This is a genomic window from Citrobacter sp. wls708, from assembly GCF_005281255.1.
GTDB classification, from domain to species: Bacteria; Pseudomonadota; Gammaproteobacteria; order Enterobacterales; family Enterobacteriaceae; genus Citrobacter; species Citrobacter werkmanii.
Genome location: NZ_SZXE01000033.1, coordinates 1 through 13,782 on the forward strand (window position 1 = coordinate 1; position 13,782 = coordinate 13,782).

General features: G+C 48.2%; 13 protein-coding genes and 1 pseudogene. 9 read left to right on the top strand and 5 right to left on the bottom strand.

Annotated elements, in window-relative coordinates; translation table 11 throughout:
- From FDW97_RS23535 to leuE, 6 genes are all read left to right on the top strand, one after another.
- Positions 1-198: hypothetical protein (locus FDW97_RS23535; protein ID WP_212734250.1), on the top strand; the 198-nt coding region annotated here is incomplete at its 5' end.
- 371 nt (positions 199-569) lie between these two features.
- Complete coding sequence (locus tag FDW97_RS18005) at positions 570-986, top strand: hypothetical protein (protein ID WP_137351414.1); 417 nt, start codon at positions 570-572, stop codon at positions 984-986.
- A gap of 152 nt (positions 987-1,138) precedes the next feature.
- Positions 1,139-1,528 (top strand): hypothetical protein, encoded by a 390-nt coding sequence (locus FDW97_RS18010; protein ID WP_137351415.1) that lies wholly within the window; start codon positions 1,139-1,141, stop codon positions 1,526-1,528.
- Positions 1,529-2,503: 975 nt separating this feature from the next.
- A complete protein-coding gene (locus FDW97_RS23665) occupies positions 2,504-2,902 on the top strand; it encodes a hypothetical protein (protein WP_249359803.1) in 399 nt (132 codons plus the stop codon).
- Positions 2,903-3,372: 470 nt separating this feature from the next.
- Positions 3,373-4,017, top strand: coding sequence for a hypothetical protein (locus FDW97_RS18020; protein ID WP_249359804.1), 645 nt, complete (start codon positions 3,373-3,375; stop codon positions 4,015-4,017).
- A gap of 341 nt (positions 4,018-4,358) precedes the next feature.
- A complete protein-coding gene (gene leuE, locus FDW97_RS18030) occupies positions 4,359-5,003 on the top strand; it encodes a leucine efflux protein LeuE (RefSeq protein WP_137351417.1) in 645 nt (214 codons plus the stop codon).
- 101 nt (positions 5,004-5,104) lie between these two features.
- Here leuE and FDW97_RS18035 read toward each other — a convergent pair whose 3' ends face one another.
- Complete coding sequence (locus FDW97_RS18035; RefSeq protein WP_137351418.1) at positions 5,105-5,776, bottom strand: SOS response-associated peptidase; 672 nt, start codon at positions 5,774-5,776, stop codon at positions 5,105-5,107.
- A gap of 186 nt (positions 5,777-5,962) precedes the next feature.
- On the opposite strand from FDW97_RS18035, the pseudogene FDW97_RS18040 reads away from it, so the two are divergent.
- Positions 5,963-6,100: pseudogene (locus FDW97_RS18040) on the top strand (OmpW family outer membrane protein); the annotation flags it as partial.
- Positions 6,101-6,165: 65 nt separating this feature from the next.
- On the opposite strand, the gene FDW97_RS18045 reads toward FDW97_RS18040, so the two are convergent.
- Positions 6,166-7,800, bottom strand: a complete 1,635-nt coding sequence (locus tag FDW97_RS18045) for a phosphoethanolamine transferase (protein WP_371414784.1) — start codon at positions 7,798-7,800, stop codon at positions 6,166-6,168.
- A 648-nt stretch (positions 7,801-8,448) separates the two neighbouring features.
- Here FDW97_RS18045 and FDW97_RS18050 point away from each other — a divergent pair.
- A complete protein-coding gene (locus FDW97_RS18050; RefSeq protein WP_137351419.1) occupies positions 8,449-8,721 on the top strand; it encodes a hypothetical protein in 273 nt (90 codons plus the stop codon).
- 185 nt (positions 8,722-8,906) lie between these two features.
- The gene (locus FDW97_RS18055) at positions 8,907-10,379 is read left to right on the top strand and encodes a GGDEF domain-containing protein (RefSeq protein WP_137351420.1); all 1,473 of its coding nucleotides are present in this window, start codon (positions 8,907-8,909) and stop codon (positions 10,377-10,379) included.
- A gap of 32 nt (positions 10,380-10,411) precedes the next feature.
- On the opposite strand, the gene trpA is transcribed toward FDW97_RS18055, so the two are convergent.
- The 3 genes from trpA to trpCF are packed head-to-tail and all read right to left on the bottom strand — an operon-like array spanning position 10,412 to position 13,780.
- Positions 10,412-11,218, bottom strand: a complete 807-nt coding sequence (gene trpA, locus FDW97_RS18060; protein WP_085048095.1) for a tryptophan synthase subunit alpha — start codon at positions 11,216-11,218, stop codon at positions 10,412-10,414.
- Entirely contained in the window at positions 11,218-12,411 is a 1,194-nt protein-coding gene (trpB, locus tag FDW97_RS18065; RefSeq protein WP_038640982.1) for a tryptophan synthase subunit beta, read from the bottom strand. The genes trpA and trpB overlap by 1 nt, the downstream gene beginning before the upstream one ends.
- A gap of 10 nt (positions 12,412-12,421) precedes the next feature.
- Positions 12,422-13,780 (bottom strand): bifunctional indole-3-glycerol-phosphate synthase TrpC/phosphoribosylanthranilate isomerase TrpF, encoded by a 1,359-nt coding sequence (gene trpCF / locus FDW97_RS18070; protein ID WP_137351446.1) that lies wholly within the window; start codon positions 13,778-13,780, stop codon positions 12,422-12,424.
- Positions 13,781-13,782 lie beyond the last annotated feature (2 nt).

Here is a 13,782-nt window from a genome sequence, read left to right on the forward strand (position 1 = left end):
CCATCATTATTTAAGCACAATGTCAGCTCCTCGCTCAAAGCGGCCTTATCAAATGAATGTAGGACAGGACTGGCTAGCAGCAAGAAGAAGACGGTTGGGCATCTGGCCCACATGAACGGCGGGTCCCTGAACGGAATTTTCGCTCACATGGTTGTCGCTTTTGAAATGCAGCGTGAACCACTCGTGACCTGCCATTGAGTAACTCCTAACTTCAAAACAACTTTATGAGGCTCGATCTGGCGGAGAGGGCGGGAGGACGTTAAGAAAAGTGACTATTCCACTCCCCCGGAAAGCGGCAACCAATAATGTTGCATGTGTAATCGAAGGATTCTCCCTTGTTTCTTCGTGATAATGCCAGCATTCACGCTAGCGGTGTGTTGGCTATCATATGGTTCTCTTTCTGGGAAAAGCGATAAGTAATTCTCGTTTCTGGCGGCAGGAATCATGTAAAAATCACTTTTACTGAATGAGAGTTAGCGCGAGTCTGCACGTCGCTAAGCGACGCCCTGATTAATCCGCTCAGTGAGACAGTGATTACACCTCCGATTCGTCATAAACAAGGAAAGACCATGTTCGGATTCTTTAAAAAGAAAAAACCTGACGCAGAGCCCGGGCAAGGTCCCCGACTGACGGCAAACCAGTTTATCGCGCTGACGCTGAGTGATGAAAAGCTATCAATGCCTGTGTATCTGCCGGGAATACGCAGTGAGGCCGAATGCGACGAACTGGGGTTATGGCCACTCATCTACATCTGGAATGTGGATCGTACTGCTGGCACGTTCAGCCTATCTATTAACGGTAAAGCCATTGCCCACCTCCTGGAGCCTTTTGTGCCCCGTGAAGAACCTGCGTATGTTGAAATACGTGATGAGGCGATGAAGGTCATCTCCGAGGCTTCAACGCGGTCCGTGCTGGCAACCATAGAGAAAACCGGCCTCATGCCCGATGTTTTATTCGCTTACCATGCTGAGGATGCACAGCAGTAGCAGGGCTGACAGTCGGGGAGTGTCTGAGATTACGCTAGGGATCCTGCCAGTCACTCCAGTCATCGCAACGCTAAATTCTCGTCAAGAAATACTCCAGGCTGCCGAAATATAAATAAGCGTTATTCATGAACATATCAAAAGGATGGATCCGCATGAAGAAACTCCTGCTTCTTGTTCCGCTCGTATTTTCTGCTCCGGTACTGGCTTCTGAAGTGACGGTGGGTCAGGTGTGTAAGGCTGCTTCAGCGGCGATGTTTGGCCGTGACCACAAAATCATGCAGCTGGACAAAGTCGAGTCAGGTATTGCTTATGTACATTATATCCGACAGAACGATAGCACCCGCTGGGCCATCAAGTGCAAACTTATCGGCAATCAAGTGATGTGGGCGTCTGACAACCCCGACAGCACCGGTCGGTGGCGGGATGATCCAGCAGACAGTACGGTCAAATATGCTGTAGAGGGTAAAAAAATCATTATTACAGAGGTCTACAGCGACGGTTCCAGTAGCTCCAATTCTTATCCGTTGAAGCAACTACAGTGACTACACACAAGTTTCTAATCATATCTTGTGAGCGGTCGGGTGCATTCGATTATGCGCATGACGCTTTTAGTGCGTGGCGTGAACGCGTTCAGCATACCTGCAACTTGATAGCTCGTGTGTAGGTAGCAAGGGGGAGCAGATCAATATGTCTATTTAATAATTCCATTTTTGAAAACCATCTGCTGAGTGCCGGAGACATAGTTCTGCACAATACCTAATAAATCTTTGGAGTAATCAATGATAGCTATTTGTACACCTTGAATCCATACGCGGATTTTTGCCTCTTCGCGCTGTATTGCAACTCGCAAAATTGATGTCTCATTAGACGAATTTTATCACATAGAATCATCTACATCGTTTCATATTTGATTCATGCAGCCAAAGGACGAAGAGCGCGACCTTAACCCGTTTAATCACCTCAAAGCCTTTCGTATAATGAGCTGAGACGCGCCCAGGCAAAAGGATTTCTTCATGGATTTATTTCCTGATATTGAACAAGCTGTGCCCTTACCCCATGAAGAAGTGCTCCGTTACATGGTATGTAAAATCCGAGATAACCGGTCGGAAGAGTGGCTTGCAGAGATGTGCAGGAAAAACAACCTTTCTGATGTCTGTCAGGAGTATCTTCACAGGGGAGTGCTGAAGGCTCTGGAGGGGGAACCTGATGTAAGCTTTTACCCACCAAGACTCACGATTGAGCTGGTCCCCCGGACATGCTGGTTCGATAACGTCAGAAGTGCGGTATCTTCAACGGACTGGAAACGGTTACGCCAACAAACGGCCAGATCAGCAGGGGGGAAATGTCAGATCTGCGGCGGAAAGGGACCCCGATGGCCGGTAGAGTGCCATGAAATCTGGCATTACGATGATGACAGGCAGTGTCAGACCCTCACCGGGCTCATCGCGTTATGCCCTTCATGCCATGAAGTCAAACACATGGGGTTCAGCGAGCTACGGGGTAAAAAGGACGAGGCGGTGGCTCATCTGGCTCTCGTCAACGGCTGGTCCCTTCAGGGCGCATTTGACTATGTGGATGAGGCCTTTGACGTGTGGCGGGAACGCTCTCGTTATGCCTGGCAACTGGATATCTCATGGCTCGAAACGCAGGGGATCAAACGCCAGGATGAGACAGCAGCAGAGGGCAATAATATCCCCGCTGATAATCAGCTTTCGCTTGAGCTTGAGGTTCCGCCTGTCGTGGTGGAGAGCGCCGCAGTGCCCACCGTCGTGGAGCAAGAAAGCACTTCTGACAATGTGGGGCAAATTCAGAAGGACAACCCTGTATCCCGCTCATCGTCCGTAGGGTCAACGTTCTGGTCAGTCTGCCTGCGGGTGTTCTGCCAGGTGAAAAAGGTGATACGGGAGCAGTGGTGATTAAATCCGTGGCGATGCAGACCCGGTGAGAGAGGCGAACGAGTTTAGCGCCGGATTAAGACGCACCACTGTTTCAGGACGGAATTTCGATCTGACTGGCGATGAGCGCATCCACTTTACTCTTACCGGTGTCAGCAGATCGACATCGGTCTCCGGTACATGCAGGGAGACGATGAGGCTGTAGCGCGCTTTAGAATCATAGCGGTTCAGAGTGAACCATGTTTTCCTCAACAATACCCCCAGGCAAGCGGTTTGGCTGGAGGCAAAGGAAGAGCAAAGCTTTCGCAGGAGATATGTCATTGATGTTTGCACGATGGTCTTCCGCTGTGTGCCAGAAGCGGGCGTTGCTAACACTTGAATGTACTCATCCGCGGGGCCCGGTCAGCGCAATATGGCAACTTAAGGCGCTGTCGTGACATCAGCTTGTAAAGTAGTATGTGTTCTTCTGCTGTTCACACTTAGGATACTCAATGACATTGCAAGCGACCTGGCTTGAACAGCCTAAGCCCGGAGATGAAAGGGAAGGTGTTTCGATCATCGACGTCAATCCCTTTGGCGCTAATGGAGAAAAGGATCGACGACTGTTAATCAGTAAGGGCGGTGAGCCCATTGTGATTTTACAGTTATTTATACGTGCCGATGAGGATGGCTGGCTGATTTCCAGCGCCTTTTGTGATTTCCTACTGAATGAATCCCAGGTGGCAATCATTTGTGGCGACCACTTTCATGTTGTTGAGGTGACCACACACTCGTTCAGAAGCCATCCACTAGGTGATTACGTTGTCCATATTTATTCAGTTCCTGACATCCATTCTGACAGGCTACATAATCGGGTTCTGGTCACCACTTACTACCACGTTTTTCTGTTGGATATTGCTGCGGGCATTCTCTGGAAATCCAGGCAGTGCGCCATTGATGGCGTGATCATTACATCGATAGAGAATGAGACGGTGCTGGCCTGGGAGAGTGGGACCCGCCAGGAGGTTGGGAACCTTTTAAGCTCGATCTTAAAACGGGCATCCCGATTTGAAGAAGGGGCCCCTCACACAGTCTTCGACCGGCGCGGACGTTGCATTCCAGCAATTATGGTCTTAAGAGTTAATGTTCGATTGTGATGAGGACAAACACTATGCTCCTGGAGACGCTAAAAAGACTTGCATGCTCTCTTCATAGCAGCAGGCGGAAAAATCGGGTATGGCTTGAACAGATACTCCACGAAAGATTTAACGAATAACACGCTCAGGTGTAGTCGTTGATCGTACTCTGACTATTGAAGCGCTTTTAAGTGAAGATAATGTTCCGGCTATTCTAAGTCCTGATTACCGGCTTATCAGCGTTGGAAATAATGACGCAATATTGCACTACATTGGCTGAATTGAAAGTAGCCATGATGTATTTTCATTATGGCCGGTTACGTTAGAATAGCCTGGTTGAAAACGATAGAGTTGGAGTAAAAATGTTTGCTGATTTTGGTATAGTGAATTTCTGGACGTACCTGCTAGGTGCGACGCTGATAGTCCTTGCTCCTGGTCCTGAAACCATGTTCGTGATTAAAACAAGCATTACGAGCGGCATCAAACGAGGTTTTGCTGCAATATTTTCCATTCTCATGAGTGACGTACTTCTGGTTCTGCTGGCATGGTGTGGGCTGGCAGCAGTCATAAGCTCAACTCCGGCCTTGTTTAACGCCATCAAATACGCCGGTGCTGCCTATCTATTTTATCTCGGTGTCCAGACGATACGCGCTATCTTTAAGCCAGCTGTCGAAACGAGTGAGGAAAAGAAATCTTTAGCTGATGCGGGGGGGATTATCGGACGAGGAATGCTGGTTACGCTACTGAATCCAAAGACGCTTCTGTTCTATATCTCATTCTTCGCCCAGTTCATCAATGTTCAGGCTGAACATTCCTGGATGGCGTTTATCATTCTTGCTGCAGTGATGTTCGCAATTACTCTCGTTTATTTCGGCTTTCTCGTTTTCTGCGGCTCTTATATGCTCAGCCGTCTGAAAGGCAATCGTAGGTTATCTGCCATCGGAAACGCGCTGGTAGGGATGTTCTTCATTGGATTTGCAGCAAGACTAGCAAGCGCAACTTCCTGACTGGATAGCTAAACCGCCGTGAGGCGTTTTTTTACGTTCTTCCTGGGATGGGACGTCCGCTCCTCGCTCAAAGTTGAGGTTTTTCCCTGCCGCATCATACATCAACGCATAGTTTCTATTAACTCTGGGCCTTGATTCTTAACATTCCCGACGGCACGCGTCACTGCGTGCCATATAAATTTATCAGCGGGCACGGAACCGTCAGCTACAATCTCCTCCGCTTCTTTCCCTCCAACGTCCTGTCTCATCCATTCGCGAGCAGCATCTGGTGATAGTACCAGTGGCCGCCTGTCGTGAATATCTACCAGTCCTTTGTCGGCCCCAGCTGTCACTATCAGGAAACCTTCTGCTTCATCTCCACGTTCGTATGGTGTGCTGCCGATCGCCGCCATAAAAATTGGCTGACCGTCTGCCCTGTGAATAAAGTAGGGTTGCTTTTTGTCCCCTGCCTTTTTCCACTCAAACCATCCATCAGCAAAGCAAATCGCGCGGCCATGCTGCCAAAGTTGTTTAAACATTCTGCTGGTGGCCGCAGTTTCAGACCGTGCGTTAATGAGCGGCGGTTTATCCCACCAACCGGGGGCGTATCCCCAGATCACTGGATCAAGATGCAGTTGCTCATCACGTTCGCTCAGAAGCAGAACTTTTGTTCCTGGCGCTACGTTGAATCGTCCGATGGGTTCTGGATCGTATGGAATGTCGCGTTCTGATTCATCAGCGAGCAGGGCAAGATAATCTTCACGCGTCATTGATTGAACGAAACGTCCACACATAGACACCTCCAGTCTCCATACTGAAAGTATAGGTACACAACGAATATCTTATAAAATACGTTCTGCAAAACAATTTAAATCTATCGGTGAATCATAAGCTTACAACACATCCCAAATGTTGATTTAGAGATGGCAAAATATCAATAAAACGCTTTTAATTCATGCTGATAGTGTAAAATCAGATGTATATCGGTCTGGTACATGGATATCGATACGACAGCGAAGTACAAATCTAATGGCGCAGTTCTTCCTCAAGCCCGTTATAGCGACAGCGTACGTCTCGATCCGTGGGTGTTTATGTTCTCTGCGGGTTATCGTTTTTAAATTTTTTTGCAAAACCTTTCGGCAAAACTGGTCATTTGATGACCAGTTTTGCCAACTCTTCAGCATTAACGAACATCATTCCAATGGTATTTTTTACCCGTTGTGTCCATGATGAAAATCTCCTTTTGGTAGTTTATTAACCAGGATTTCATAGACTTTTTCGCGTTGCCCTGACGATGGATGCCAAGCCACAATTCTGCAAGAGAGTTAAGATCATCGGCAGACCACGGCGTATTATAATCTCCAGTGAACTTTGTTTTCTCATCGACTAAATGGCTGTACCAAATATACATCGGGATTTGTAATGCCTCTTTCGGCGGTCTAACACCACCATGAGAATAAACCACCGAGCGAGCAGGATCACGGATCAGCGCATGATCGGAAAAATACATTACTGATGAGCGAGTGTTTTCCAGCGCATTGAATATAGTACCCATCAGTTCATCAGTATAGCGAATTGAGTTATCATAACAATCGTCAGCTTTACTCTGGCCAAATAAGACAGTATGATTTTCTGGAAAACGTTGACAGGAAGGTTCATGACTGCCATATAAATGCAGGACAATAAGTTTCTTACCTGGCTTCTGCAATGCCTTATGTAATAACGGCAACAACGCCTCATCATAGCCATATTCTATCCATTCATGCTGATGTGCATTCATGGCAATCCCGGTAATTATATTGTTATGCGCCCCTCCATTTCCCTGGCGACTGTACCAGTATGTATCATAGCCAGCCTGGTTGGTGATATTAATAATATTATCGCTGTAATTACGCGGGTGACGGGCTTGCACTGAGTCAGCAGTAAGTGCCAGGGGGACAGCCATGATTGTTACCGGTGCAGGCGCAATCGCGTTATGAAACAGTAAAAGTTGCTGCTTTTGTTTGATAAGTTCAGGGGTGGTATCCCTTGTGTATCCATATATCCCCATATTTAACGCACGCGCAGATTCCCCGACGATCAGTATATAGTTTTCGATCCCTGTATCAGTTACTGTTATCTTATAATTGGGAATGTTTTTACCGATATCAGAAATTATGGAGTTATCTTGCATAGCCTGCATAAACTCTTTTCCGGTACTTACTGGAGTAGAGCGGATGACTCGTTGCACCAGACTTTCAACATTACTTTTCCTTATCTGGTGGAGATAAGCTTGCGAAAACAAAAAGAAAATTATCAAGCCCAAAATAACTATTGGGTAGTGACGAAATCGATAGGGTACAGGTCTCGCGCCAGTGTTTATAGAGTAAATAAAAAACATTACAAGTGTAAAGAACGTAACACAGTCGCGCCAATATAATCTCAGCATCGCTATTGCTTCACTGGGAGTTGTATTTAAAACACTTAACGCAAATCCATAACTAAATTCTGAGTTGTAATTATTCCAGGCATGCAATTGAAGAGTGATATCAGCTGCGACGGGTATTAAAATTAAAGTAGCCAGAATGTTTCTGAAAAAGAGATACTGTAGGCATCGTAATGAAAGCATGATCATGAAAAAAACAAGCGTCCGATTAATCACAGTGTTATATTTTGCAGTTAATATATTAACACTAGCAATAATTAACACGGAAATAATTAGCGGAATAATTTTAAGTGGGCGTAAACCACTTCTGACCATTTGAAGGTTAAATTGGATAGACATGATTTTTAATTTATGGACCCAGATATCCTGACAAACAAAATATGTTTTAAACACAAGAATTTTCTTCTTATGTGCTTTTATTGTTTACTTATGCAATTATTGAGGATGAATAAGTTACATGTAGCAACCTCACAGACCTGTCTCAGGTGTGATCGCCGTTATGTCGTTTTATTCAATGCTATTTAGTCGTTATCCTGTGGTTTGATCCCTTTGGCTTTCTGAATATTTTTAAAGGTGAATTTGAGTTAAGTGCAAATATTCCTGGCGCATCCTGCATTTATAAACAACTAATTCACACGTTAATAACATGACCTAAGTGAAATTATTATGGCCTTGCAAAAATAACGCTATTGCTCTGACACTATAATGATTTTAGGCTTGATGAGCCAATGTAATATTCACATTTAATATGATATCTATGTAAATCATTACTAAAACTTTATGATATTGATGCATTCAGCGTTTCGCTGCTCATCTCTTAAACATTGCAAACAACGGCAACATCTCAGATCGAATGTGGGATGGGCAGAGCTATTCGCTACCTATGAATATGTTCTGTAAAAATACGAGGATACCGTGCCCGGTTTCAGCCATAACTGTGAAGGCTGTGATTAAGATTTGCCCCCTGAATCGTCAGTGGCGTATTTCTCTTCTTCGATGTAATGCTACTCTTTAAGCAAACTGGCTTTGAGGGTATTGACGATGCTAACCCGCCATCAACTCCAACAAAAAATCACGCTTCTGGAACCGTTCACCGGCGATGATACGGCCGAGTTTGCCGTAAGCGTGGCTCGTGAGCTGCTGAATTACATGGATAAAATGGAGATTCTGGAGAAACTTATGGCCACTCCGGTTAAACTGCCTTATTGCAGCGCCAGCCCGGTTTGTGAGATTGAAGCGGGGTACGCCGCCGGTGTAAACGACTGCCGTGAGGCTGTCCGTCGGGCAGGGTATCCCATTGAAGGCGATGCTTAGTTTGCATTTATGTTAACAAATATGTGCTTTTGTTGTATAAATCGGTAACTTCAGCGCGCGCAACGGCGGGCTTTTGACTCATCAGCGAAGGGGCGGTAAATATTCTCAATCAACGTACAGCGCAGTTATGCAACAACATAAACGGGTAACCGGTTTGGCAATATGTTAACTAGCAGGGTGGACTCGTGAAGATTGTGCAGGATAAGCTCAGAAACAGGCAGGCATTGCTGGTATCAGGGCTCATTACGTTGATATTTACTTCGTTATTTCTGTTTATTATCTATGAGCAGCGGATAGCGGCAGCCAGTGAAGGTGTTAATCGCCTGCAAGCGCGCATGATGGACATTTTTAACGATAACGAGTTGATCGCCGACGCGATTGGCGAGCGCTATCACCATATCAAAACGGGCGAGCAATGTGGCGAAATTTCACAATTTGTTCCCCGCAATGATGATGAATGGGGCATTAACGCCGACCCAAAGCGGCTGCATTCGGCGACGGGGACAATTATTGCCCAGCGAACCAGTCATAATGCGTTGTGTATGTATACGGCGGCGGAGTTTATTCGCGGGATGGTCAATGAGCTAAACCCGGGGAGCTTCGATGCGCATCGTTACATTATCGCCAAAAACTCAGATTATTTTTACTGGTTTATGGCTTCCGATTCGCGCAATTTCAGCTTCTCCAATTCTGAAATGGCGCGGGATATCACCAACTTTTTCTATCCACCTGTCGATTTCTATACCCGACTGTTGCAAAAAAACGTCAAAAACAAAGCCCTTAGTTCAACGAACTTCTATACCGATAAAATTACCGGTGAAAAAGCTTACAGCGTGGTGAGCTATATCTACGATCTGTCGGGTAAAGAGATATCAGACCAAATCGTGGCCTATCTGGTCTATGACCATTCAAAGCCGGAATTGCAGGAAGCGTTGGCTCAAGCCTTTGACTACCACCTTCCACCTGAGCTGAATGTGGAGTTGGTGAATTTGACCAACAATGAGAGCCTTTGTTTATCCGGTAGATGTACAGGCCAGTCCCGCTATATGGTGCGCAACTTTTCGGAGAAATATGCGCTGCACTATTCGCTGTCATTAGGCCGTTTTATGGTGCGTGATTCGCATGCCGGAATTGTGATCCTGCTGGCGCCGTTCTTCTTCGTCATCATCAGTTTCTCACTAAAATCCTGGCTGAATGAAAGCGACCTCAAGGTTTATATCGACACGCTGACCGGTTGTTTTAACCGCCGAATTCTCGACATCATCAAGCGTCGTGATTTATCGCACTGCTCGGTGGTGTTACTGGATTGCAATAAGTTCAAGGCTGTCAATGATACCTGGGGCCATGCGGCAGGTGACCGGGCGCTGCAAATTATCGCTAACCGAATGCTGTCTAACACCCGAACCAGCCACGATATTGTGATTCGTACCGGCGGGGATGAGTTTATGATCCTTCTGTTTCGCTCGCAGGCAAGTGACGCTAAGGCAATTGCGCAACGCATTAGCGGGCAGGTGACCAGCCATGTGTTTGTGGTGGACGGTCATACCGTGCCATTGTCAGTGTCGTGGGGGATTGCGGAAGTGAACGGCGAGCTGGATGTGGCAATTCAGAATGCGGATAACGCCATGTACAAAATGAAGAACACCAAAGAAGGGTAAAACCGCCAGAAGTCTCTGGCGGTTGATTTAGCTTAGTAAGGCGTGGCAGCTTTCATTGCGCTGACAAAGGCTTTCAACTCAGCCAGCATCTGCTCAGGTGCGGCAACATTCTTCTCAATGATTTTCACAATCGCTGAGCCGGAAATTGCCCCGGCAGCACCGGCTTCAATCGCGCCGGTGACTTGGTCAGGCGCTGAGATACCAAATCCCTGTAATGACGGAGGAGCACCGTATTCTTTCAGTTTTTCCACCAGATGATGGAGCGGTAACGCCGCACGATTTTCAGCACCGGTCACGCCAGCACGTGAAAGCAGATAGGTATAGCCGCGACCGTAAGAGGCAATCTGGCGGAGCAGTTCTTCATCAGCGTTAGGGGGGCAGATGAAAATAGGTGCAATGTTGTGGCGGAGTGCCGCAGTTCTGAATGGTCCAGACTCCTCAACAGGCACATCTGCCACCAAAACAGAATCCACACCGACTTTCTCGCACTGAGCGTAGAATTCGTCAATACCCTTGCTGAACACCAGGTTGGCATACATCAGCAGACCAATTGGAATGGTAGGGTGTTTCTGACGAATCAATGCCAGCATCTCAAAGCATTGTGACGGTGTCACGCCCGCGGCGAATGCCCGCAGTGTGGCTTCCTGTATGGTCGGACCGTCCGCCAGCGGATCGGAGAATGGAATGCCTAGCTCAAGCGCATCGGCACCGGCTTCAATCAGCGTATCAATGATTTTCAGTGACTGCTCAACCGACGGATCGCCCAGGGTTACGAAGGGGACAAAAGCACCTTCTTTGCGGTCCTTCAACTGTGCAAAAAGATTTTCGTAACGTTCCATCAGATTTCCCCTCGCGCTTTCAGAATATCGTGTACGGTGAAAATGTCTTTGTCGCCGCGACCGGAGAGATTTACCACCAGTAACTGCTCTTTTTCCGGATTTTCACGCATCATTTTCAGGGCGTGTGCCAGGGCATGGGAGGACTCCAGCGCCGGGATAATCCCCTCATGTAAACACAGCGTTTTGAAGGCTTCCAGCGCTTCATCGTCGGTGATTGAGACATAATCGGCGCGACCGATGCTGTTCAGGTATGCATGCTGCGGCCCGACAGACGGGAAATCCAGACCTGCGGAAATAGAGTAAGACTCTTCAATCTGTCCTTCTTCGGTCTGCATCATCGGGGATTTCATGCCAAAGTAAATCCCGACACGACCGTGTTTTAACGGTGCGCCGTGTTCACCGGATTCGATCCCGTGACCGCCTGGCTCTACTCCAATCAGACCGACGCTGGTTTCATTAATAAAATCGGCAAACATACCAATGGCGTTAGAACCACCGCCCACGCAGGCGATAACAGCGTCCGGCAAACGACCTTCTTTTTCCAGGATCTGCGCTTTTGTTTCTTCGCCGATCATGCGCTGGAATTCACGTACAATGGTCGGGAAGGGATGCGGTCCTGCCGCCGTCCCGAGCATATAGTGCGCGGTATCGTAGCTGCCAGACCAGTCGCGCAGGGCTTCGTTACAGGCATCCTTCAGCGTTGCAGAACCGCTATGAACAGGAATGACTTCTGCCCCCATCAGACGCATACGGAAAACGTTAGGCGACTGACGCTCAACGTCTTTCGCACCCATATAAATACGGCACTTCAGACCCAGCAGCGCACTGGCTAGCGCCGATGCGACGCCGTGCTGACCTGCGCCGGTTTCGGCGATGATTTCCGTTTTCCCCATACGCTTCGCCAGTAACGCCTGACCCAACACCTGGTTAGTTTTGTGCGCGCCGCCGTGCAGTAAATCTTCACGCTTAAGATACAGCGTGGTGTTGGTCCCGTGAGTAATGTTCTGGCATTTTGTCAGCGCGGTTGGACGACCAGCATAGTTTTTCAGCAGATCGGTAAACTGCGCCTGAAACTCAGGATCTTTTTGCGCGCTGACGAAAGCTTCTTCCAGTTGACGCAGAGCAGGCATCAGAATTTGTGGCACATACATACCGCCAAATTCACCAAAGTACGGATTGAGTAATGTTGTCATGTCCTTTTCCTTAATATGCGCGCAGCGTCTGAAAGACCGAAGCCAGAAGTCGTGCATCTTTGATGCCCGGCTGTGACTCTACGCCAGAATTAAAATCGAGCCCGGCACAGCCGGTTTTTGCCGCATTGACACAGTTATCAGCGCCAAGTCCGCCAGCCAGTAAAACGTTTTCCAGCGATTGCCCGCCTAAAAGAGACCAGTCGAAGCGTTGACCGCTACCACCCTGGCCGTTGTCGAGCACGTATTTATCGACATGCTGATAATCCCGGTCTGGCAACGTTTCGCCAACACTCAGCGCTTTCCAGATTTGCACCTGTTTGGGCAGCGCATCGCGCAGCGCGTCAACATAGGTCTGATCTTCGCTCCCATGCAGTTGCACCGCAGTCAGTCCCAGGGCCAACGCTTTATCGCCCACCTCGGTAATCTCGGTGTTGCGGAACACGCCGACATACTGTAATGGCGCGCCGCTCATGACTTCCCGCGCCTGCTCAACGCTAATCGCGCGCGGAGATGAGGGCACGAAAATCAACCCGCCATATATGGCGCCCGCTTCATATGCCGCGTTTGCATCCTGAGCCCGGGTCAAACCGCAGACTTTGTTCTCGCCAAGCAGAACCCGACGCACAGCGGCGTGCAGGTCATCATGCGACATCAGCGCAGAGCCAATCAGAAAACCGTTGGCGAAGTGGCTGAGTTCGCGTACCTGGCCGTAGGTATTAATACCGGACTCGCTGATGACGGTTACGCCATGGCCCAGACGTGGCGCCAGTTGGCGGGTGCGATTCAGATCAATCGACAGGTCACGTAAATCGCGGTTGTTAATACCGACGACTTTCGCGCCAAGCGCAATCGCGCGTTCCAGCTCTTCTTCGTTGCTGACCTCGGTCAGAACACCCATTTTCAGGCTATGGGCCACGGCGGCGAGTTGACGATATTGCTCATCGTCCAGTACTGACAGCATCAGCAGGCAGGCGTCCGCCTGGTAGAAACGCGCCAGGTATATCTGGTAAGGATCGATAATAAAGTCCTTACACAGGATGGGTTGCGACGCGATACGGCTGACGATGGGCAGGAAATCAAAGCTGCCCTGGAAATATTTTTCATCGGTCAGTACGGAAATCGCTGAAGCATAATGTTTATACACGTCCGCAATCTGTGCCGGGTCGAAGTCATCACGGATCACACCTTTCGATGGCGAGGCTTTTTTGCACTCCAGAATAAAGGCGGTACGTGCGCCTTGCAGCGCATCGTAGAAATCACGAGCGCTGGGTTGTACGTCATTCTGAAAACTGGCCAGCGGTTGTTGCTGTTTACGGGCTTCTACCCAAATCGCCTTGTCAGCGACAATTTTCGCTAAAACGGTTTGCATCA